Raw genomic sequence first — 22,792 nt, forward strand, 5'->3', positions numbered from 1 at the left:
CCTTTTTTGGAACAGGTGGCAAGGAGGGCAACTAGCGTGAAGCTTACCAAGGGAGGAGACGTGGAAATGCCCGCATTGAGTTTTGATGAGGAACAGATTAAACAGGTGATTGACCGGGTAGTGGAACGCACGTTTCAAATGCACTACAGCTGGGATTGGCCAGGTGGAGTAGCCTTTTATGGAGTATGCGAAGCCTATGAAGCGACTGGGAATGAACAGCATTTGAACAAGCTGAAAGAATGGGTTGACGAAAATATTGAGGATGGACTTCCGCCTCTGTCGGTGAACGGCGTTTCTGTCGGGCATTGTTTGTTGACACTACATCAGGCTACAGGTGAGCAAAAATACCTGGATATCGCTATCGAGATGGCAGAATTTTTGACCAAAAAAGCTGAGCGGTTTGCCGACGGCATTTTCCAGCACACCGTGAATTCACTACATGATGTATTTCCGCAGCAAGCATGGGTGGATACGATGTTTATGGCTGGTTATTATTTGCTGCGGATCGGTCATTTGCTGGGCAACAAGACGTATTGGGAGGACGGAATCCGGCAATATCACGGGCACGAGGAATTTTTGCAGGACCCGGATACGAATTTGTATTATCACGGCTGGGATCATGCGAACCAAAGCCACATGTCGGGAATATACTGGGCGCGCGGCAATTCATGGGCAGCACTCACGATGGCCAAGGCGCTGAAATGTGTGGAGGTGCAGCATCCATCCTACATGATCATTGACGGCTCGCTGCGGGACCAGCTCAATGCACTGGTACGGCTGCAATCCCCCGAAGGGCTGTGGCATACGGTGCTGAACGATGATACCTCTTATCTGGAGACCTCCGGCTCGGCAGGGATTGCTACGGCTTTGCTTATGCAGGGCCGATTGTTTAACAAATACACACAAAAGGCGATTGATGGTATCCTTTCCCGTATTAAAGAGGACGGCACAGTGACTGGCGTATCCGCTGGAACTGCTGTAATGAACGATATGGATGGCTACCGAAACGTACCCTACAAACGAATTCAGGGATGGGGCCAGGGATTGGCGCTTGCTTTTCTGGCTCAGCTGCTGCGTACCAAGGAGAATCCGTACGGGTAGAAAAAAGGGCATAAGCACTCGAAAGTATTATGGTAAAGGAGGCCGATAGCATGGGAGATATTGAACTTTCTCAGGAAAAGGCGGCTAATCAGCCGCGAGGAAGCTTATTCTGGGTCATCCCCGACGGGTATATTCCACCGGAAAGCCGGGGAGAACTGCTCAGTCATGAGAGTATATGTGTGCTGAACTGTGGAACACGTGCGGCAAAGCTGAGTATAGACATTTATTTTGAAGACCGCGAGCCGTTAGAGCGATTGATCGAGGTGGTGGAAGGAAGACGAACCCGCCATATCCGAACAGCCTCGCTGGAAAAGTCCGGCGAACGGATTCCGACAGGTATTCCTTATGCAATTACGGTCACTAGCGATGTGCCTATCATTGTACAATATAGCAGACTGGACACGACACAGCCCGAGCTGGCATTAATGAGTGTCATGGCGTATCCAATCTAGTCCACGAAAACGATGAAGTTAAAAAAGAAATCTCCAGGCTGGAATTGCCCAGCTTGGGGATTTCTTTTTTTTAGACAGTCTAGCGTCTGCTCTTAATCCATTATTGCGATTTTGCCGAAGTTGTTTTGATCTGCGTGAAGCTTTTTCGTCCTCCGAAATTGGTGCCCACCACGCCAATAATGATCACTACAGCCCCAATAATGTGATAGTAGGCAAGCTGTTCCTTCAAAATGTAAGCACCCGCAATCATGGAAATGAGGGTGGATAAATTACCGATCACACTCATTTTGGAGGCTTCGATCCACTTCAAGGCAAAGCTCGATAACAGCGAGGTAACGAGGGTAGACAGAATGCCTAGATAAACTAGTGCCATCCAGTAACCAGGCTTCACCAGTGGAGCAGTATAGGCGCTCATGGAACTGTCCATGGCATGATAGCCTAAGGCCGCCAGATTAAAAACGATACATCCCAAAATGGAGGTAACGTAGGTCAGCTCCATTGGACTGTACTTTTGTGTTAATGGACGAGCCAGCACGTTGTAGCCAGATAGGCATATAGCAGAGAGTACGAGCAGAAGAATACCACCATAGCTACTGGATGCTAGCGGTGCCCCGCTTTTCATCACAAATATAAAAACGACGCCAAAGACAGAGAGCAGCAAGGAAATCTTTTGGACCACCGTTGTGCGCTCTTTAAGAAAATAGGAGGCTAACAGAAGTGTAAAGATGGGAACGGTAGCTTGAATAATTCCGCCTTCCGAAGAAGAAGTACTCATCAGCCCGAAGGCTTGCAGTGGAAAATACACCAGAGGGGAGAGCAATGCTAGTGGTAAAATGCGCAAAATGTCACGCAACTTGATGTTGAGCTTAATCCAACCGAGCAGCACTGGAACGGTCAAAGCGATAAAAGACAGCGCAAAGCGGTGGGCGATCACATCCAGCGGGCTCGCCTCCGTCACCGTCAATTTTACAAATAAAAATGAAAATCCAAGTATAGCTGCATAGCTCAGAGCTGCCAGATAGGCGGCTCCATTTCTGGAACGACTGTGCATAATAAACCTCCGTAATCATGACCTTAACCTGTTGTTATCTCAATATAACCGGATGGCATAACTTGATACAATCCAAAAAACATACAACTGTACCGGTACAGTTGAGGGTTAAAAAAGCTGGAATGCAGCCCCAAAGGTCAGATACCCGTTGGTCAGGTACCCATATCTCCAGAATGCTTCCAGCTTATCATTGATTCCTTCTATCGCTTACTGCTCTGCTTATTTACCTTGTGACATCGCCCGGAACGAATCGTCCGCCGCTTCCAGCGTAGCATCCACATCTTCATCCGTATGCGCTGTTGTGAGGAACCACGCTTCGAACTTGGATGGAGCCAGATGAATACCGCGATCCAGCATGTGACGGAAGAAGGAAGCAAACGCTTCGCTATCTGTATCCTGCGCTTGTGCGTAATTCGTGATCGGATGATCACAGAAATGCGTCGAGAACGCTCCACGAATGCGGTTGATCGTCAATGGCACGCCGTAGCGATCAGCGGAAGACTGAATACCGTCTGTCAGTCTTACAGCGAGACGTTCCATCTCTTCATACACGCCTTCCCCTTGAAGAACTTCAAGGCAGGCGATGCCTGAGGAGATGGAAGCCGGGTTGCCTGCCATTGTACCTGCCTGATAGGCAGGGCCGAGTGGAGCAACCTGCTCCATGATCTGCTTGCTGCCGCCGTAGGCACCAATCGGCAGACCGCCGCCCATGATTTTGCCCAGCGCGGTCAAATCCGGCTGAATCGCATCATGGTTGTCCAGACCTGCATACGTTTGAGTTGAGCCGTAGTGGAAGCGGAAGGCGGTAATGACCTCGTCATAAATGACAAGGGAGCCGTTCGCCCGCGCCATCGAGCACAACCCTTCCAGATAGCCTGGCTGCGGCATCACCATGCCGAAATTACCAACAATCGGCTCTACCATGACTGCCGCCACATCGTCGCTCCAGCGCTCCAAAGCTTGGCGCAATGCGTCGAGGTCATTGAATGGCACAGTAATGACCTCGCTCGCAATGTTGGTTGTAATACCTGCGCTGTCAGGTATGCCGAGTGTGGAAGGGCCGGAGCCTGCGGCTACAAGTACCAGATCCGAGTGACCGTGGTAGCAGCCGGCAAATTTGATGATCTTGTTCCGCCCCGTATAGGCCCGAGCCACACGAATCGTCGTCATGACCGCCTCTGTGCCGGAATTCACAAACCGGACTTTATCCAGAGAAGGAATGGCTTCCTTCAGCATCTTGGCCAGTTTGATTTCCAATGCCGTCGAGGTTCCATACAATACGCCATTCGCAGCCGCTTCGCTGATGGCCTTGGTAATATGGGGGTGAGCATGTCCAGTAATAATAGGGCCGTAGGCCGCTAAATAGTCGATATACCGATTATCATCCGCATCCCAGAAATGAGCGCCTTGGGCGCGTTTCATGAATACTGGAGCACCGCCGCCCACAGCTTTAAAGGAGCGTGAAGGGCTGTTAACGCCCCCGACAATATGCTCCAGCGCTTCTTTATATAGTGCTTCGGAGTTTTCCCGTTTCATTATCAAAACTTCCTTTCCGTTCATTAAAATAGGGCATACACACGCCAAAGGGCAGCGTTCACGGCTGCCCCTGCATACATCATTATAGCTCTTTTTGTCCTGTCTTTGTTGTTGATTGTGTGGAAGCATCCTCATTACTGGTTTTACTGCCCCCTGTAAAGGAAGCTTTATCCGTCTTAGAAGACGATGCACTATCCGGCTTTTTTGTTTTGTTCTGATCCTTATTTTGTTCCTGTGTTGGTGTGGGAGGATTATTAAATATATCCTGCACATATGATTTCAGTTCTTCCGGATCGCGGACGGTAAGAACTGCCGCGCCGCCCACATTTTCTTCGCCAAGCAGCTTCATCGGTGGAACCTGTTCGCTGCCTGCAAAGCTGCTTTGGTACCCCACATTCGCCAGCTTCCACATATCGTTAACACTGAGATTCGTATCAATGTACGGGTTAACCTGCTCTAAAATGCTTGGCAGATTCGCAATGGAAGTCGTGGTCTGCATTTTCTGGGCTACGGCCTCCAAAAATGCACGTTGCCGTCCGGAACGGGAGAAGTCGGACATGGCATCGTGACGGAAACGCACATATTGAAGCGCCGTGCTGCCGTCCAGATGCTGCATGCCCTTTTTCAAATCAATATCGTATTCATGCTTATCCGCATTACTTGTATAATGCATATCCTTTTCCACTTCAAAATCAATGCCGCCTACAGCATCCACCAGTTTAATAAAACCCTGGAAATCGGTATATACATAATATTGCACCGGGATGCCGAGCAGATCACCAGCTGTCTTCATGGCCGTGTTGGGCCCGTGAGTAATGGCAGTATTGATCCGATTTTTTCCGTAGCCGGGAATATCCACGTACGTATCACGCAAAATAGAGAACAAGTGGATTTTTTTCTTCACAGGGTCCAGTGATACAACCATCATGCTGTCCGATCGGGGGACTTCCCCTTTCTGGATGCCACGGCCATCGACACCCATCAGCAAAATGTTGACCATATCGGTACCTTCCCACTTGGGCGGTTCTGGTGTACGAACCTGATCGACCTGCTTTACATTTTTGAAGGGGGAGTTAGCACCCTCTTTATGCAGATTATCCAGCTGATTATAAATGGATGTAAAATAGTACACGGCAAAGCCGACAATCGCGACGATTACCACGGCTAGAACCGACCATATCGTCCTTTTGGTTCTGCTTGTCATGGATGCTCTCCCTTTCGCTTTTCAGTTCATTACATTATAATTTCTTTTTGGAGCACAATCAATTTAACTATGGATTTTACAAATCCTGATTGAGAGGTATAACATGCTGGCAATTGATGTGCAGGATCTGCGCAAAACATTTAAGGTTCAAAAAAACCGCGAGGGCTTAAAAGGTGCCTTCCTTGATTTATTCGCCCGCGAATACAATGAGGTGGCTGCGGTCAAAGATATATCCTTTCGTATTCCGCAAGGGGAAATATGCGGTTATATTGGTGAGAACGGGGCTGGAAAGTCCACCACGATTAAGATGTTGACAGGTATTCTCGTGCCAACATCAGGACATCTCAAGGTGGGGGGCTATGTCCCTTATGAGGATCGCGAGAAGTTTGTAGGTAATATTGGCGTTGTTTTTGGTCAGCGCAGCCAGCTTTGGTGGGACATCGGCGTGATCGAGTCTTTTCAACTGCTGCGCAAAGTATATCAGGTTCCGGCTACGGACTTCAAACGCAGGCTGGATGAACTGGTAGAGAGGCTGCAATTGCAGGATTTGCTAAGCCGCCCGGTACGCAAGCTTAGTCTTGGACAACGGATGCGTTGTGAATTGGTAGCTGCTTTGCTGCACAATCCGTCCATTGTTTTTCTGGACGAGCCGACCATTGGACTTGATATTATGGTGAAGTCCGAAATTCGCGAGTTTTTGAAGGACATGAACCGTGAACACGGGACCACTATTTTGCTGACGACCCATGATTTGCAGGATATTGAAGCGCTGTGCTCGCGCGTCATTATGTTGGATGATGGGAATATCATTTATGATGGTGGATTGGATGATCTCAAGGCTCGTTGGGGGACAGGCCGGGAAGTACGGTTTCAATTTGGCAAGACGACTGGGCTGGAGCAATTACAGGCTTGGACAGCCGATATGCCATTGACGTGGACTATGGATAACGATTTGGCTGCCAAGGTGTGGATTCCTCTTCATATTAATGTATCGGATGTGCTGGCTAGCGTAGTTGGCCGCACGGACATTACGGATATCAAAATCATTGAAACCAACACGGATGATATCGTCCGCAGTATCTATCAGTCTGGCTCGGCAGAACGCCAAGGCAATCCGCTAGTGGAGGCCAAAGTTCATGCTTAGCGTATATACCGATTTTATTCGTATTCGATTTCTCACCATGCTTGCTTATCGTGTGAACTATTATTCGGGCATACTTATTTATTCCATGAATATCGGCGTGTATTATTTCACATACAAAGCGATATATGGCGATGCGGGTAGTATTGGAGGTTTTACTGCTGCTCAGATGACGACCTATGTAGCCGTATCGTGGATGGCGAGAGCCTTTTATTTTAACAATCTGGATCGTGAAATATCGACGGATATTCGTGATGGTAGCATTGCTATTCAGATGATCCGACCTTATAACTATGTACTTGTTAAATTTATGCAGGGGCTTGGCGAGGGAATGTTTCGCTTCCTCCTATTTATGATTCCAGGCATGGCGATTGCGATGCTGCTGTTTCCCGTGAAGCTGCCTAGTGATCCGGTAGCCTGGATCGGTTTTCTGGTCATGCTGTTTTTCAGCTTTCTGATCAACACTCAGATTAATATTATTACGGGATTGACGGCTTTTTTTATCGAAAATAATGAGGGCATGATGCGAATGAAGCGCGTAGTCGTAGACCTGTTTTCAGGGTTGATTTTGCCAATTAGCTTGTTTCCGGGCTGGCTGGCAACAATTTCCCAATGGATGCCTTTTCAGGCAATTACTTATTTGCCAGGCTCTGTATTTACGGGACGTGTAAAAGGCGTTGGCATATGGAATGTGCTGGGTATTCAAATCATTTGGCTGGTCGTTCTGCTCGTGCCGATGATCATCATTTGGCGGCTGGCGCGCAGACGTCTGTTCGTGCAGGGAGGGTAAGCCGATGATGTACTATTTGGGTCTCATTAGCGAATATTTGAAAAATTACATGAAGTCACGGCTCACCTATCGTGCCGATTTTTGGGTAGAAGTCATTTCGGATCTGCTCTTTCAGGCCACGAATCTAATTTTTATTTTAGTAATTTTTATGCATACGAATAGCCTGGGTGGGTGGAGTGAAAGCGAAGTCGTGTTCGTTTATGGATTTTTTATGGTTCCTTACGGACTGTTTAGTTGTTTCGTTAACCTTTGGAACTTTAGCGAGCGTTATATCGTAAAAGGTGAACTTGATCGGGTGATGACCCGTCCTGCGTATAATCTGTTCCAAATTTTCCTTGAAAATGTGGACCCGCCCGCGTTGGTCGGCTCAGTGATTGGTCTGATTATTATGGGGATCAGCGGCGCACAGATGGATTTGGCTATGGAGTGGTGGTTTGTCCCGGCACTAATCGTTTTGAGCCTAAGTGCTGTGGCGATCTATACGGGCATATACACCATATTGACTTCTCTTTCATTCTTTTCGGATGCGCCCACAGGAATTATCCCGCTCATGTACAATATTCAGGGTTACGGACGTTATCCGGTAACGATCTATAACCGTGCCATTCAGGTTGTGCTGACCTGGATACTGCCTTTTGCTTTTGTGGGCGTATATCCGGCTTCCCTGTTCCTTCAACGAGAGGACATGCGCCATATGGCGCTCTTAACTCCTGTGATGGGAATTGTTTTTCTGACACTGGGCTTACTGGCCTGGAACTGGGGGATTCGGCGTTACCGGGGGGCTGGCTCATAAGGGCGGATGATATTGTAAGAACCCCTACAAGATAGGAGATGATAAGATGTCCACGACATTGACCGTTATTGGACAAGCGGCACCGGACTTTGAATTGCCTGGGAGTGAGGGGAAGAGTGTCAAGCTCTCGGATTATCGAGGCAGTAGGGTATTGTTGTACTTTTATCCCAAGGATTTGACCTCTAGCTGCTCGACCCAGGCTTGCGATTTTCGGGATAAACATGCGGAGTTTAAAGGCTTGAACACCGTGATTCTGGGCATAAGCCCCGATCCACTCAAGCAGCATGACAAGTTTATTGCCAAGTATGGCCTACCTTTTCAGTTGCTATCTGATGAAGAGCATCAGGTGGCTGAAACGTATGGTGTATGGCAGCAAAAACAGATGTACGGCAAGCAGTACATGGGTATTGTTCGTTCTACGTTCCTTATTGATGAGAATGGCATTTTAGTTCATGAATGGCGTGGTTTAAGGGTAAAAGGACATATTGATGCCGCGCTGGCATACATTCAGGATATGGCATAAATTAAAAAAACCTTTTGGAATCGGGTTATGCTTTTTAAGCATCGGTTTCAAAAGGTTTTTTATTCATTATTGGATGTATTTTGCCGATGTTTCCACTTTTGCCGACAGAGGTAAACAATCCACAAAAGAAGCGGAATGATCAAGCCGTTTGTATAATGCCAGGCAGCCATGGGATAAACAAGAGTTCTTACATAATAAAACACATTGGGGGTTATCAAAATGGTCATACCAAACACAATCGCTCCTGCGGGTATGACGAATGGACGACTATTAGAAATCCGGAACAACTGGGGTGTTCCAAAAGTGAAGGCGTAGAAGAAAAGAACTCCCTTGAAATAGGCAGCCAGTGCCCAGGTTAAAGCAACAAGCGATTCAACGCGTGTAATATAATTCAGTTCATTAATTTTTGTCGTGAGTACAGAAGAAATGTATGGACTGTAATGGGTCACAAAGGGTCCAATCACAAGCAGGGAGAGCAGCAGAAATAGGCTAATCACGATTCCGCCTATAAGGGAAGCGAGCAATATGTCCTTTTTAAAATGGGCTTTTTTGTTTACATAAGGAAAAACCATGAGCATAATAGACATTCCGGCAAAAGGCATTGCCGCGCCTGGAACCATTCCTTGAGCAACAGGAGCCAATCCATTTTCCAAAACAGGCCGTACATTGAAAAGCTGAACTTGTGGCAGGAGTGCAAGGAACAGACCAGAGAAAATTAATATATATGCTGGTAATAGCATCTCGCTAACACGACCGAAAGCTTCAATTCCGGCTAGCGCAGTAAGCACCATTAAGGCTATTCCCATAGCGAGCAGAACACGCAGAGGGGTTTGTACAAATAATTGTGTAGTCAGAAAATCGCCTACCTCTCTCGCAATAAGAGCGGTGTTCATTAAAAAATAAAACAGATACCAGCAGGAGACAACGGTTCCGAACACGGGCCCCAAAATTTTGCGAATCGCTTCAATAAGTGTAAGGTTCGGGTAGAGCTCATGAACGCGAATAAGCACGTAAATTATGATTAAGCCCAGCGGAATGGACAGCATGGAGCTGATCCAGGCATCCTGATGAGCAATATGTGTAATCATAGTCGGATAGAATAAGAGCATATCCCCGATTAAACTCATAAACATCAGGACAGTCACTTGCCGAACGCTAATACGTGTTTTTTTTGACATGTGGCTGTCTCCTTTCTAAAAACCAAATACATGTGACACAAAAGCGTTAACAGGGTTGTAGATGATTTCAATCAGTACCAGCGGGCTTGGCGTAACCTCTGACTTGGCGGCAAGGACACTAAGCCATGTGCCTATTCCGAGCATAATGATGTACACGAACATATCTTTAAAGCGATGTTTTCGATACAAGCCTGGCAAATCTTTGGCAGCAATGGCTAGACCGATACATATAATAACAGTGGTGATTAGCACGGTGAAGGCTCCTTTCGTTAAAGGGTGTGGATCAACTGGGTTCCAGGCTGTGGCGGCCTTTCGATCTTAACTTGTATACGATAAGCAGTAGCGAAGGCAGGACAACAGAATCCGTCAAATCCCAATAAATCCAGGCGTTGACGATCGTATCCAGATAGTAAGTAATATTAGGCGCCGACACGATAATCAGACCAAACAGGATCATGAAGCTAGGACCAAGAAAGGTCCGAACATTATTTAATCGCAGTAGTTGAGTCATTCCTAAGGTAAAGGCATAGAAGTGTAAAATGGTTTTAACAAAAGTAGTGATAATCCAGGCAGTACTCATCATGGATTCAATTCTCTGCAGGAAATTTCCTATGTTGATCTTTTTAGATAGCGTATAAGAGGTATACACACTATGTTCGGTTACAAAAGGGCCCAGCACCATGAGAGAAACCAGGAGTAGTACGCTTAATAGAATGCTGGCCGTAAGTCCTGAGAGTAAAACTGATTTTTTTAGACCCGGTTTTTTGCTCACATAGGGAAAAATCATCAGTAAAAAAGCTAGTTCACCGAATGGGTAGGAGAGCGCAAATAGGCTGCCCTCCATAATTTTAGGAATACCTTGTTCCATAATAGGCTTAAGCTGCTGGCTGTCACATTGGGGAAGCAAGCACAAGATTAAAAACAAAGCGAAAGCCAAGCATAATGGAAATAAGATTTGAGCTGTACGTGCAATAGGCTCCAGCCCCATATACATCCCCCACATCAGCACAAGGATGAAGAGTAAATTGATAACAGGAAGAGGTGTCATCACATAGGTCTGGCTGTTCATAAAATCTCCGACTTCTCTTAAATAAATCGCTGAATTCATCATTAAATGGAACAAATACCATATGGAGATGAGGGCGCCTAGCCACGGACCCAAAATTCGCTGGCAGAGCTGAACAAAGGTGAGATCAGGATACAACTGATGTACCCGCAGGAGTAGCAGTAGTACAGCCAGTCCTGCAGGGATGCTAAGAAATGAGCTAATCCAGGCATCCTGCTTGGATATGCTAGTAATGAGGGAGGGATACACCAATACACAGTCTCCGATAATACTCAAAAAAACGAGTACGGCTATATTTGTAATGCTGATACGCCCTTTCTCCTCCACCAAGCTCACTCCTTCATTTCTTTTTGGAACGATTCAAACAAGGAACCAATTTTTTTGATCGTAGTCTTTGCCTTATATTCAATTTGTAAGTCCATAAATGGATTTTCTTTTTCTTCTTTTAGCCGTTTCCAAAGCTCAGGTTTGGACTGGTGGATCAGCTGACCAAAGCCGAAAATGTCTGACTTAAACTCACGTCGAACAGTCTCTACGGAATGCTTCATAATTTCAACAATTTTTTCATTGCTTGCGGCTTCAATTTCTTTAATATCAGCCATACTGCTTAACTTCATATGCTTACAGTTGACCTCTCGTACTGTGCTGTCGTTGGTAACGGATATGGAGATAACAGGTTCTCCATCGCGAATGATCACTTTTTTTTTGGTGTTGCTTCTTAAGGTTAATAAGGCGATATTACCTCCTCCCTGACAATCGGTGTGCCCCGTTGTAGACTCCACTTTATCCCTGATGTAACTGAGCCCTTTACTGTCAAGGTCATTGATCCATCCCAGCAATCGGTCTTTTTTGAATACACCATTACCTGAAAACCGCAATATGGTTTCAGGCGATATGCTTTTGGTGGCATCCATACCTTTTTCATTGGTCGATTCTATATCTCCCACAGCTTCCAATGCGGGCAGAGTGGACTGGATGTCGGGATTAACCAGATCGCTAAGAAGTTGATCCATGGTTACTTTGGTAGCAGGAGCCCAGGTTTTGGTTAAGGTATCTAACGAAGCAAATAATTTATTTGCCGGCAACTTTTCCATTGGAGTGGGGATCTTTAACATCGTAGAAGCCTTATTGTTTTTGGCTATCGCAATATAAAAGTCACTTCTTGTAAAAGGCTCTCGCATCATGGCTTCAATCGCATCAGCAATTCCCCTTCTCGCATACTCCTCACCTAAAATCAGCATACGAATATGAGATAAATAAATGGAGCGCGGACTTGTATTCGTCATTTTTTCAATGGCCTCTTGAATCGTGGGTGCAGTGGTCTGATAAGTAACGACTGGAGGGCCTGCACTTGGTGATGATTTGGAAGCTACAGCAGAAGGAATGACCACCTGAGCGGTTACCTGATACTGGTCTCCTTCCATATCCACACCGATCCCAATAGCTATGCCCAGCTCATTTAATTCTTGGCGATCCCAGCAACCACCTAACAGTAATGCAATCAGGCCCCAGACGAAGAACAAATGTATGGTCTGCTTCATGGCTGATCCCTTCTGGTTTTTGATTTATTACTGATCCGTCTTTTTTTCGTTTTTTGGCGAATCGTATTTTGGATAGAGATGGATTGAGGCCGTGTCTTCATGCGAGGCCAAGGTAGGCGAAACAGCGTATCTTTCAAATCGCTTTCCACATAGGGACCGAACGGGCTCATATAAGATACTCCGAAGGATCGCAGACTGGTCAAATGCAGTAAAAGTACGATTACCCCCATCAATATTCCAAGAAGCCCGAAGGCTGCGGCTAGCATCATTAAAGCAAAGCGGGCAATACGAACCGCAATGGAAAGACCGTTTTCCGGAATAACATAGCTGGAGATCGCTGTAATGGACACAACAATAACCATAGCCGCCGAGACCACTCCTGCATCCACGGCTGCTTGTCCAATGACCAGTGTACCTACGATGGATACGGCCTGTCCGACAGTCTTGGGAATTCGAACTCCTGCTTCACGCAAAATTTCATAAGTTATTTCCATGAGCATCGCCTCGACAAAAGCCGGAAACGGTACGCCTTCCCTTTGTGCAGCGAGACTGACCAATAAGTTTGTAGGAATCATCTCTTGATGAAAGGTAGTTACCGCAATATAAACTGCTGGCGCAAGCATAGCGATAAAAAAGGAAAAGAAACGCAGCAAACGCAACAACGTGCTGATATCAGCACGCTGGTAATAATCCTCTGCTGATTGGAAAAATTGCACAAATAGTGCAGGAATCAACAGAACAAAGGGTGTCCCGTCCACCAAAATAGCAATTCGGCCTTCCAGCAGGCTGGCAGCGACTGAATCCGGACGCTCGCTGTTATAAATGGTGGGGAACAGGGTGAAGGTTTCATCCTGAATTTCCTCCTCGATGTAACCCCCTTCCAGAATTCCGTCAATATCAATTCGGTCCAAACGTTCTCTCAGTTCCTGAATAACTCCTTCGTCAGCGATGCCTTTGACATACATTACGGCCACATTGGTGTGGGTGACTTGCCCGATCTGTCTTGTTTCCATCCACAGGCGCGGATCGCGGATTCGCCTACGAATTAGAGCGGTATTGGTTCGTAAATTTTCGGTAAAAGCCTCCATTGGACCCCGTACGACACTTTGTGATTGGGGCTCGCTAACACTGCGATCCTCCCAACCGACCGCATCAATCCATATGCCCTTTGCGTATCCGTCCAGCAAAATGATAATACCGCCAGATAGCATCTGGTTGAATAAGGCATCCATTTCGTCCACACTACCTGAGTTACCTGCAATCAAAACTTGATTCTTCAAATAGTCGAATGGTTCTGCGCCCTCCGGTACATGATGTTCATTTACTCGCATCAATGAACGGAGAACGGAATCATGGAGCAATTGAGTGTTAACCAGACCATCGATATAAAAAAGAGCTGCTGGCCATTTTTGCATCCATAATAGCTCTTTAATGATTACATCTCCGCTGTTCCCAAAGGAGCTCTCGATATGATTTACATTATCTTCCAAGTTAGAGGATACATGAGTAAGTGGACAACTTTTATTCTGATTTGGCATACGTAAAATCCTCCGATATTGGAGCTTGTTGGTTTAGTATGCTCTGAATATATGAATTTATGCTTTGGCGGTTGCAAAGTGATCCTAAAAGTTAGGCAAACCTTATTAGTATTACATCTAATTTGTGAATCCTGTCGTATTGGAGTTGGTTGAAATGGTAGATAGGGGAGAATTGAGGGGGTTCCTTTTTTGGTCCTGTCATCTACAGCGAGTCTGCTTATTAAACGTGTATTTGGAAACATTATTAATGCAGGAGACCCCATTGTATTTACAGGGTCCATTGTTGGGTATGCTGACGACGTAGAGCCAAGGTATCATCGAATTGTCTATGCTTGGGGATCTATCGTGATTTCAATATATTATGCAAGGGCCTGTAGTCGTAAGGCGGCAGGAGTGGACTATTCCGTGTCATCCTTGTGGCTGGTTTTTACCGATTTTTTGGATTTGTATAGCGATCCAAACAGGAAGCTTCTCCACCGATAGATAAAATACAGCAGGATTACGAACCCAACGGCAGCTGCGATTCGTAGTGCATACAGCTCTACCAAATGGAACATGGCATCCCATTGCGGACCAAACAGCTTGCCAATGCTTAGAAAGAGCACAACCCAAAATAAAGCACCGCTGTAAGCATACAAGGAAAATTTACGGAAAGAAAGAGCTATAAATCCAGCAAAATAGCCGGTAAAATGCCTAACCCCTGGAATGAAATATCCAAGAAAAATAAGCCAGTATCCATAACGTTGAAACCATTTTTGTGTTTTCTGAAGCTTGTCCGGCGATAACAAAACCCATTTGCCGTATTTTTGAATAAAGGGGAGTCCTGCCCATTTTCCAATAAAGTAGGTAATGGTCATACCGATGGTTGTGCCCAAAAAAGCTAGCAGCACCAGCTTGCTGAAATCCAGAGTACCGGTATAGGAGAGATAACCCGCATAAGCCATCGTGGTTTCCCCGGGAAAAGGCAAGGCAATAAACTCCAGCAGCAAGCCGAAAAAAAGGACGCCGTATCCATATTCTTCGAACAATTGCGCAATCCATTTCAGCACATCCATCGTGTACACTCCTACGGGCAGATTAAGTAATTTAGAATCAATTTATTTTATCAATCTTTTCATGACCACTCAACTATGGTTGATTTCTTGACGTGTTGTTTTATCGTTGCGTATAATGAAACGAACAATTGAGGGAGGCACGGTAATGAATAAGCCTAATGAAATCGTTGTAGTTCTCGATTTTGGAGGACAATACAACCAGTTAATTGCAAGAAGAATTCGGGACCTCGGCGTATATAGCGAGCTCCTTCCATACAATACGCCTGCGGAGAAGCTGAGAGAGCTCGCGCCGAAAGGGATTGTTTTCTCAGGCGGACCTTCCAGCGTATATACAGACAATGCTCCTCAGGTAGATCAGGCAATTTATGATCTTGGCATCCCTATCTTTGGTATTTGTTATGGTATGCAGTTGATGGCTCATCAACTGGACGGTAAGGTAGAACGTGCGGGCAAGCGTGAATACGGCAAAGCAGACGTGCAATTCAACGAGGATGCTCGTTTGACTAAAGGGCTGGATTCTCGTCAAACCGTATGGATGAGCCATGGCGATCACGTTACAGATCTGCCAACCGGCTTTACACTGGATGCGGGAACAGAGAGTGCGCCGATTGCCGCGATGAGTAATCTGGAGCGGAATCTGTATGCGGTACAATTCCATCCAGAGGTGCGTCATTCTGTTCAAGGTAATGAGATGATTAGCAACTTCCTGTATGAAGTGTGCGGCTGTGAAGGCAACTGGACCATGGAATCGTTCATTGAAGAGCAAATCCGTGAAATCCGTCAGCAAGTAGGTGATAAGAAAGTACTGTGCGCTTTAAGCGGCGGCGTGGATTCTTCCGTTGTAGCCATGCTTATTCACAGAGCGATCGGCGACCAACTGACATGTATGTTCATTGATCACGGACTGCTGCGCAAGGGTGAAGCCGAAAGTGTAATGGAGACGTTCGTTGGTAAATTTGATATGAAAGTTGTCAAAATTGATGCACGTGAGCGTTTCTTGTCCAAACTGGCAGGAGTGGATGATCCGGAACAAAAACGTAAAATCATCGGTAACGAGTTTATTTACGTCTTTGAAGAAGAATCCGCTAAATTCGATGATTTTGACTTCCTGGCACAAGGCACGTTGTACACAGATATTGTAGAGAGCGGAACAGCAACGGCGCAAACCATCAAGTCCCACCATAACGTGGGCGGTTTACCAGAAGACATGAAGTTCAAACTGATCGAGCCACTGAATGCTTTGTTCAAGGATGAAGTGCGTAAAGTCGGCGAAGAATGCGGACTTCCGGCTGAAATTGTATGGCGTCAGCCATTCCCTGGTCCGGGTCTTGCCATCCGTGTATTGGGCGAAGTAACAGAGGACAAGCTCAAGATTGTTCGTGATTCTGACTTTATTTTGCGCGAGGAGATTGCCAAAGCGAGTCTGGATCGGGAAATTTGGCAATACTTCACCGCTCTGCCGAATATGAAGAGTGTTGGCGTTATGGGCGATGCCCGTACGTATTCCTACACTGTAGGTATTCGCGCAGTAACCTCGATCGACGGCATGACCGCCGACTGGGCGCGTATTCCGTGGGATGTGTTGGAGAAAATCTCCGTTCGTATCGTCAACGAAGTGGACAACGTCAACCGTATCGTGTACGACGTAACGTCCAAGCCACCAGCAACGATTGAGTGGGAATAAGCGAGGAGACTCTCGCTTTGTAACCACGAACCCTTTGGATTCACCAATACAACATCAGGCTCCACCGCATCTGCGAAATATCGCTATGCGGTTGGAGTCTTTTTTGACGGGGATAAGGTCGAAACTTTGCTCGGAAAGCTTTACTGCACGGCAACCTCAATCGACGGAGATCTAAAGTCATTTGTTGTTACAAAACGGAATATGAAGTTGAAAAAAGGAGATATTATTCAATGGTAATGTCTCCTTTTTTTATATGTTTTTATTAGCTTCAAGCAATAAATAGCTTAAATCAAGTATGAAATTAAACGCTCATTTTTTTATGTATCCTCTAATGGTGTCATGTTTTGATACCAATATATTTTATAATTTACCCAGATTAAAGTGTTACATATCCCGTTTCATAAAATGCTATTCTAAGGAGAATAAAGAAATGAAAAAATTATTTTTGTCGTCCTCATTTAAGGATGTCGCACCATGCTTAGTCCATTTCACCGGTGAAAACTTGGAAGGAAGAAAAGTCACCTTCATCCCAACCGCAAGTATTCCAGAGAAAGTTAAGTTTTATGTGAATACAGGGAAAAAAGCATTAGAGAATTTAGGATTAGTTGTGGATGAAATCGAAATCAGCACAGCAACATGGAATGAAATAGAAAGTAAAATTAGAGAAAATGACTATATTTATATTACTGGAGGCAACACATTTTATTTACTTCAAGAGTTAAGAAGAACCGGGGCTGACAAAATCATTGCTGAAGAAGTTAAGGCAGGGAAGTTATATATGGGCGAATCGGCAGGGTCGATGATTTTATCACCGAATATCGAATATGCCCGACTTATGGACAATGTGCAGGAGGCGCCTGCTTTGGATTCCTTTGCTGCACTTGGGATAATTGAATTCTATCCAGTCCCCCACCATACGAACATCCCGTTTAAAAAAGCGGTGGAGAACATCATTGAGGAATATGGCAGCCAATTAAATTTATGTCCAATCAGCAACACGGAAGTTATTTTGGTTGAAGGTAACAGTATAAAAGTCGAGAATGCATCACTTTATTAAAAAAAGCAACTTTTCGGGAGGGATGTCCACGGGTGTTATCTCCATCAACGGTATATAAAGAACCTTCAACCCACATCTATCTTGGTATTGAAGGTTCTTTTTTTTATAATTCTACCTTACCATACGATCTTTTTCCCGGTTGCAGCCGATTCCTCGATGCGGTCCAGTAGCTGATGCAGTTTTAAGGCATGGTTGAAGTCGGGGGCGAGACGGGTGTTCGTCAAAATATCCCCAACAAACACATGATGAGCTTTGGCTACATTCAGGGTTACCCCCTCTTTTGGAAAATTCAGGATACTATCAGGTTCATGAGCGATATTGATTGTTTCAAAATTGCCGTTAGGCACATGACTCTGCTCATTACTTGGATCATATACAAGTTTTTCAAGCGTCAGATTCCCAAATTGAACATGTCCAAACGAAGGATTCTGACTCAAACGCAAGATGCCCTTTTTCCCCTGAATCTCTAGCTCAAACTTAGAATTCACCCCACCCTGAATGTGAACCGATACCGGAATTCCTTTTTCCAACAGTCCGTGAACGAGAATTTGATCGGCTGTATCCTTGGGAATGATTTCGCCTGTTTCCTGAATAATGGCTTTGTTATAACGGGATGATGTGATGGCCGACAGCTCGCGGAATTCACCAACGATGTATTGCAGCACATCCAAAGAATGTCCCCCGTTAATGGTCAGTAGGTTGGCACCACTGACTTTATTCAGCAGATAAGCTGTATCCTGATCTGTTCGTCCTCCTTTACCGGATGTAGCTACTTGCATATGACAGGATACAATTTCACCAATTGTCCCGTCTTCCACCAGCTTTTTCATCGTCTGCACCTCAAAATCCTGCCGTGCCTGCAAGCCGACGGTATGATGAATGCCTGCCAGTTCTGCTGCCTTAGCCATTTCAGTAGCTTCCGCAGTGTTGGCTCCCAGAGGCCACTCACAAAAAATATGCTTTCCCTCTTGAATAGCCGCCATTACGGCCTCGTTATGATGGGGAACTTTTACGCTCACCACGACCATATCTACATCCTCGGAAGCTGAGAGTTTTTTGGCATCGTCAAAAGCCCATGTTGCCCCCACGCCTTTTGCACTTGTTCGTGCACTCTCCATACGGGAAGTGCCGATGGCTGTAATATCCAAATTAGGGTGCTTGAGCAAAGCGGGAATATGCGTTTGGCTGGCCCATTTGTTATTCAGCGAACCTCCTATGATACCTGCACGAATCTTCTGTTTAGTCATGTGCCATCCTCCTAATTTTAAAAATGTGAGTAGAAAATAACGCTCAAGCCCAATATAATACACTTAACTCATAAAGAATAATGCTTGTTAATGATGTAGATATCATTTTATTTGATGGGAGGTAAAGCGGTGGATATTCAAAATATGCAGGCATTCGTTTCGGTGGCAGAGCTGAGAAGCCTGACAGAAGCTGCCCAGAAACTGAATCATCTGCAATCGAATATGACGGCTAAAATAAAGAAGCTGGAGGCCTATTACGGCACAGCGTTATTTTACAGAAAGCCTCGTGGTATGGAACTGACACCCGCAGAATGAAACCTCAGGAGGAAAAACTGCGCGTCGGCACGATGCAGTCCATTGTAGCAGGCGAAACAACAAGGGCGCTAACGAAGGTATATGAGATGTATCCACAGGCTTCGGTGACATTAAAAACCGGAACCACCACGGAAATGGAGCAATTGATCCTTGACGGCGAGCTTGATATTGCCTTCGTTACAGGATATCCTACCAATCCATATATTCATTATCAAAAAATATGCCGTGAAGAGCTGGTGCTGGTGGGAAAAGATATACACGAAGGCTCGGATCTCCAGCAAGTACTGCAAGGAGCTTCTATTATCATATTGTCGGATAGCTGTCTGTACCTTACGCATTTAGAGAAGATGTATCAAGACATGCAATTGACCCATGGCGAGGTTGTCGAGGTTGGAATATTTGATACGATGGTAGAATTCGCTCTGATGGGAATGGGAATTACACTTATGTCCAAAAGGCTGGCGCGTCAATTTAAAGTAACCTCCTATTTACCGATTTCTTCAATTTTTGGCTACATGGATACATATTTAATATCCCGTCCAAATCATAAAATGACAGCAATTGAACACAAATTTATCGAAATCAATAATACGATCTACTAGAATAGGAGAATAAAACTCAGAAAAGCTCACGTTATCTGTTAAGCGTGGGTATTTTTATGTTAGGAGCGTTTTATATAGATTGGCACAAGACTTGTTAATTCTCAGTAAGAGTGTATAATGCTTGATACATCAATTGATTGGTCAAGTATCTGGAGGAGGAGAGGTAAGCATCGAACATTGTTCTGAAAAAAGCCAGTTATTTTATCGCATGCATCTTTTGTGCAAAGAAATGAACAATGCTTTTGAAGCAAAGTTAAAAACTAGCTTTACCAAGGTCGAAATTTTGTATCATATTGACCATCGTCAGGAACTAAGTCAGCTAGAGCTTCAACATCTGCTCGTTCTGGACGGTGCAGCAGTGACCCGGCATCTCAAAAGGCTGGAAGAGGAAGGTCTGATTTTACGCAGTAAAAAAGAGCAGGATAAGCGTGTTACCTATATACGTTTAACCGAATTAGGGATTCAAGAGCTGCAAGTTTTGACAGAGCAAAGACAAGCCTTTCAGGAACAGCTTCTATATAAGTTTGCAGATCAGGAAATTATAGCTTTAACAGATGCACTGCAACGTATGTCTAACAATGTGAAGGATATGTAAAATATGCGAGGAGAAGATGACTTTGGAGGGCATTCGATGAAGATTGTAGAAGATTATTTTCATTACTACGATCTAGCAAAAGATGATCAGGCAAGTAGAGAACGATTAATCAGCTGAAGAAGCTGATACCTATCAAACCAAATGGGCAGTGTGCGGTAAAAAGGTAACAGGCGAAGTTTATACACTTACTGGAGTGGATAAAGCCCGATTGGATGCAGAAGGGAAGATCGTTTATCTGGAAAATATACCGGATACAGCGAATGCTTTAATGATAAGTACAAAAATATCTGATTATCCTAAATGATAACCCGCCAGCTGTATAATAGCTGGCGGGTTGTCTATTTTCCGAACAATACATATGTGTTCAAATTGTAACATTCGTTTTTTCTGTTGACAAGCCGTAGGCGAGAGCCTAAAATAACGGATGTAATGTAGCGTATATGAAGGCGAATATTACAGCAATTGAACGACAACAATACGAGTATGCTTTGCGTAGGAGGAATTACGACTCATGGAGCGTTTCTTTAAATTAAAGGAACATGGCACGAATGTCCGCACCGAGATTATCGCGGGGATCACTACTTTTATGACCATGGCTTATATCCTGGTGGTCAACAATACCTTTTTGGGGCCAACTGGAGCGGGGATGCCTAGTGAAGCTGTTTTCTTTGCGACAGCAGTAGGTGCAGGTTTAGTTACCATTCTGATGGGCTTATTTGTAAATGTGCCGATCGGTATGGCACCAGGGATGGGCTTGAATGCTTATTTTATGACTGTAGTCTTGAGTTCTAATGGGATGATTACTTGGCAAGCCGCACTTGGAGCTGTATTTATATCCGGTATCGTCTTTCTAATTTTAACCGTTACCCGGGTAAGACAGATGCTGCTTGTTGCGGTTCCGGAAAATTTAAAAACAGCTATTACAGTTGGTATCGGCTTGTTTATCACAATTGTGGGCTTCAAGCTTTGTAATCTGGTCATGGTGAGTATTGTTCCAGGGACAGATGTTGGTCAACCAGTTCCGGGTCATGCTTTTAATTTGGTTCTGGGTAGTCTGGTACATCAAAAGGATGCGCTGCTGGCGCTGATCGGGTTGCTCATTATCGCAGCGTTGATGGTCGTTCGGGTCAAAGGCGCATTGCTGATTGGAATCGTAGCTACTACATTAATCGGTATTCCAATGGGGGTAACGAATCTGAGTAGCTTGACAACAGGCCACTGGATTCCAGATTTCAGCAATTTGGCAGTAGGTCAGTTAGACCTGAAGGCAGCTTTGCATATCGGTCTCTTTGATATTATTTTCATCTTCACATTTGTAGAGTTGTTTGATACGTTCGGTACGTTGGTAGGTACAGCTACACGTGCAGGCATAATGAAAGATAAGAAAAAAGGCGAGAAAATTATCGGTAAAGCGATGCTGGTAGATGCTGTTGGCGTAAGTACTGGTGCGGTATTGGGTACAAGTACAATTACAGCATTTGTAGAAAGCTCCGCCGGGGTAGAAGAAGGTGGTCGTACAGGCCTCACTGCTGTAACGACAGGCGTTCTGTTCTTGTTGGCCCTCTTTATTGCGCCGCTGGCTCTGGTTGTGCCCTCTGCGGCTACCGCTCCGGCTCTGATTATTGTTGGGGTGTTGATGATGAGTCAGGTTCGCAATATTGACTGGGATAACTTCCTGTTGGCATTCCCAGCGTTTCTGACCATCGTTTTGATGCCTTTTACAGGTGGAATTGCGAATGGTATTTCTGCTGGTATTCTGTCTTACGTTGTGCTGGCTGTGTTCAGTAACCTGTTTACCAGCAATAAAGTGAAAATTCACTGGCTTATGTGGGTGCTTGCTGTTATTGTAGTGATCCGCTTTGCCTTTATGGGCTCCGAATAATTCAGTAGATATAAAATACAGAACCTCTTTCCTGTTGTTTTAAAAGGGAGGAGGTTCTTTTTTTATAGTTAACCACGAGTAAAAGCAAAAGAAGTAATATATGAAAGAAAAAGATTAATAAATATATGTTGTGACAATTCATATAAATAATACTTGCAAACTAAAATTACATATGGTATATTCTAATTCCGGCCAAGAATTACAAGGTTGTGAGCAAATGTCTCGAAAAAAAGACTTGAAAAAAAGCTTGCAAGGTTGGTTGGAATGTGGTAGGATATAAGAGTTGATGAAGCGATGAGCTGATTCAACAAAAGTTTGATCTTTGAAAACTGAACAACGAGTGAGTAAACTGATTTTGTTCGCAAAATCAAACAAGAGATATTTTATCTCGTCAGTTTCAACATGAGCTAATCGCTCTTTCTATAACCAACCTCGGTTGGT

Annotated in this window: 23 protein-coding genes; 13 read left to right on the plus strand and 10 right to left on the minus strand. The window is 45.0% G+C overall.

Going from position 1 to position 22,792, the window contains the following annotated elements; translation table 11 throughout:
* Positions 1–66: 66 nt before the first annotated feature.
* Together ACN6NF_RS03955 and ACN6NF_RS03960 are read left to right on the plus strand one after the other, a co-directional pair.
* On the plus strand, positions 67–1,101 hold the full coding sequence (locus ACN6NF_RS03955; protein WP_474315389.1) for a glycoside hydrolase family 88/105 protein: 1,035 nt from the start codon (positions 67–69) through the stop codon (positions 1,099–1,101).
* Positions 1,102–1,151: 50 nt separating this feature from the next.
* Entirely contained in the window at positions 1,152–1,553 is a 402-nt protein-coding gene (locus ACN6NF_RS03960; RefSeq protein ID WP_474315330.1) for a sensory rhodopsin transducer, read from the plus strand.
* Positions 1,554–1,653: 100 nt separating this feature from the next.
* On the opposite strand, the gene ACN6NF_RS03965 is transcribed toward ACN6NF_RS03960, so the two are convergent.
* From ACN6NF_RS03965 to ACN6NF_RS03975, 3 genes are all read right to left on the minus strand, one after another.
* On the minus strand, positions 1,654–2,604 hold the full coding sequence (locus ACN6NF_RS03965) for a DMT family transporter (protein WP_474315332.1): 951 nt from the start codon (positions 2,602–2,604) through the stop codon (positions 1,654–1,656).
* A 219-nt stretch (positions 2,605–2,823) separates the two neighbouring features.
* A complete protein-coding gene (locus ACN6NF_RS03970) occupies positions 2,824–4,140 on the minus strand; it encodes a glutamate-1-semialdehyde 2,1-aminomutase (protein WP_474315334.1) in 1,317 nt (438 codons plus the stop codon).
* Between the two features lie 82 nt (positions 4,141–4,222).
* Positions 4,223–5,344: an LCP family protein gene (locus tag ACN6NF_RS03975; RefSeq protein WP_263559894.1), complete on the minus strand. Its 1,122-nt coding sequence runs from the start codon at positions 5,342–5,344 to the stop codon at positions 4,223–4,225.
* Positions 5,345–5,447: 103 nt separating this feature from the next.
* On the opposite strand from ACN6NF_RS03975, the gene ACN6NF_RS03980 reads away from it, so the two are divergent.
* The 4 genes from ACN6NF_RS03980 to bcp are packed head-to-tail and all read left to right on the plus strand — an operon-like array spanning position 5,448 to position 8,591.
* Positions 5,448–6,488 carry an ABC transporter ATP-binding protein gene (locus tag ACN6NF_RS03980; RefSeq protein WP_474315335.1) on the plus strand — a complete coding sequence of 347 codons (1,041 nt, stop codon included), beginning with the start codon at positions 5,448–5,450 and terminating at the stop codon, positions 6,486–6,488.
* Positions 6,481–7,275, plus strand: a complete 795-nt coding sequence (locus ACN6NF_RS03985) for an ABC transporter permease (protein ID WP_016819311.1) — start codon at positions 6,481–6,483, stop codon at positions 7,273–7,275. The genes ACN6NF_RS03980 and ACN6NF_RS03985 overlap by 8 nt, the downstream gene beginning before the upstream one ends.
* A 4-nt stretch (positions 7,276–7,279) precedes the next feature.
* Positions 7,280–8,068 (plus strand): ABC transporter permease, encoded by a 789-nt coding sequence (locus tag ACN6NF_RS03990; RefSeq protein ID WP_013369444.1) that lies wholly within the window; start codon positions 7,280–7,282, stop codon positions 8,066–8,068.
* A gap of 46 nt (positions 8,069–8,114) precedes the next feature.
* On the plus strand, positions 8,115–8,591 hold the full coding sequence (bcp, locus tag ACN6NF_RS03995) for a thioredoxin-dependent thiol peroxidase (RefSeq protein ID WP_045245112.1): 477 nt from the start codon (positions 8,115–8,117) through the stop codon (positions 8,589–8,591).
* A 59-nt stretch (positions 8,592–8,650) separates the two neighbouring features.
* On the opposite strand, the gene ACN6NF_RS04000 is transcribed toward bcp, so the two are convergent.
* The 6 genes from ACN6NF_RS04000 to ACN6NF_RS04025 form a co-directional block, all read right to left on the minus strand.
* Positions 8,651–9,769, minus strand: coding sequence for a GerAB/ArcD/ProY family transporter (locus ACN6NF_RS04000; protein ID WP_474315338.1), 1,119 nt, complete (start codon positions 9,767–9,769; stop codon positions 8,651–8,653).
* Positions 9,770–9,784: 15 nt separating this feature from the next.
* Positions 9,785–10,021 carry a hypothetical protein gene (locus ACN6NF_RS04005; protein ID WP_016819308.1) on the minus strand — a complete coding sequence of 79 codons (237 nt, stop codon included), beginning with the start codon at positions 10,019–10,021 and terminating at the stop codon, positions 9,785–9,787.
* A gap of 31 nt (positions 10,022–10,052) precedes the next feature.
* Positions 10,053–11,162, minus strand: coding sequence for a GerAB/ArcD/ProY family transporter (locus ACN6NF_RS04010; protein WP_474315340.1), 1,110 nt, complete (start codon positions 11,160–11,162; stop codon positions 10,053–10,055).
* A gap of 5 nt (positions 11,163–11,167) precedes the next feature.
* Positions 11,168–12,376, minus strand: coding sequence for a Ger(x)C family spore germination protein (locus tag ACN6NF_RS04015; RefSeq protein WP_474315343.1), 1,209 nt, complete (start codon positions 12,374–12,376; stop codon positions 11,168–11,170).
* Positions 12,373–13,914, minus strand: coding sequence for a spore germination protein (locus tag ACN6NF_RS04020; protein ID WP_474315346.1), 1,542 nt, complete (start codon positions 13,912–13,914; stop codon positions 12,373–12,375). Before ACN6NF_RS04020 ends, ACN6NF_RS04015 begins: the two co-directional genes overlap by 4 nt.
* A 398-nt stretch (positions 13,915–14,312) precedes the next feature.
* Positions 14,313–14,969 carry a DedA family protein gene (locus ACN6NF_RS04025; RefSeq protein WP_474315349.1) on the minus strand — a complete coding sequence of 219 codons (657 nt, stop codon included), beginning with the start codon at positions 14,967–14,969 and terminating at the stop codon, positions 14,313–14,315.
* A 145-nt stretch (positions 14,970–15,114) separates the two neighbouring features.
* On the opposite strand from ACN6NF_RS04025, the gene guaA reads away from it, so the two are divergent.
* Positions 15,115–16,653 (plus strand): glutamine-hydrolyzing GMP synthase, encoded by a 1,539-nt coding sequence (gene guaA, locus ACN6NF_RS04030; RefSeq protein ID WP_474315351.1) that lies wholly within the window; start codon positions 15,115–15,117, stop codon positions 16,651–16,653.
* 430 nt (positions 16,654–17,083) lie between these two features.
* Positions 17,084–17,710, plus strand: coding sequence for a Type 1 glutamine amidotransferase-like domain-containing protein (locus ACN6NF_RS04035; protein ID WP_474315354.1), 627 nt, complete (start codon positions 17,084–17,086; stop codon positions 17,708–17,710).
* Positions 17,711–17,826: 116 nt separating this feature from the next.
* On the opposite strand, the gene ACN6NF_RS04040 is transcribed toward ACN6NF_RS04035, so the two are convergent.
* A complete protein-coding gene (locus ACN6NF_RS04040; protein WP_474315357.1) occupies positions 17,827–18,957 on the minus strand; it encodes a Gfo/Idh/MocA family protein in 1,131 nt (376 codons plus the stop codon).
* 129 nt (positions 18,958–19,086) lie between these two features.
* On the opposite strand from ACN6NF_RS04040, the gene ACN6NF_RS04045 reads away from it, so the two are divergent.
* The 5 genes from ACN6NF_RS04045 (at position 19,087) to ACN6NF_RS04065 (ending at position 22,351) form a co-directional block, all read left to right on the plus strand.
* Positions 19,087–19,272, plus strand: a complete 186-nt coding sequence (locus ACN6NF_RS04045) for a helix-turn-helix domain-containing protein (protein ID WP_474315360.1) — start codon at positions 19,087–19,089, stop codon at positions 19,270–19,272.
* The gene (locus tag ACN6NF_RS04050) at positions 19,269–19,874 is read left to right on the plus strand and encodes a LysR substrate-binding domain-containing protein (protein ID WP_474315363.1); all 606 of its coding nucleotides are present in this window, start codon (positions 19,269–19,271) and stop codon (positions 19,872–19,874) included. The genes ACN6NF_RS04045 and ACN6NF_RS04050 overlap by 4 nt, the downstream gene beginning before the upstream one ends.
* 121 nt (positions 19,875–19,995) lie before the next feature.
* Entirely contained in the window at positions 19,996–20,469 is a 474-nt protein-coding gene (locus ACN6NF_RS04055) for a MarR family winged helix-turn-helix transcriptional regulator (protein ID WP_474315366.1), read from the plus strand.
* Positions 20,470–20,617: 148 nt separating this feature from the next.
* Positions 20,618–20,773 carry a hypothetical protein gene (locus tag ACN6NF_RS04060; protein ID WP_474315369.1) on the plus strand — a complete coding sequence of 52 codons (156 nt, stop codon included), beginning with the start codon at positions 20,618–20,620 and terminating at the stop codon, positions 20,771–20,773.
* Positions 20,774–20,980: 207 nt separating this feature from the next.
* Complete coding sequence (locus tag ACN6NF_RS04065) at positions 20,981–22,351, plus strand: NCS2 family permease (RefSeq protein ID WP_474315372.1); 1,371 nt, start codon at positions 20,981–20,983, stop codon at positions 22,349–22,351.
* Positions 22,352–22,792 lie beyond the last annotated feature (441 nt).

The sequence above is a fragment of the Paenibacillus sp. TSM33 genome, assembly GCF_056099025.1.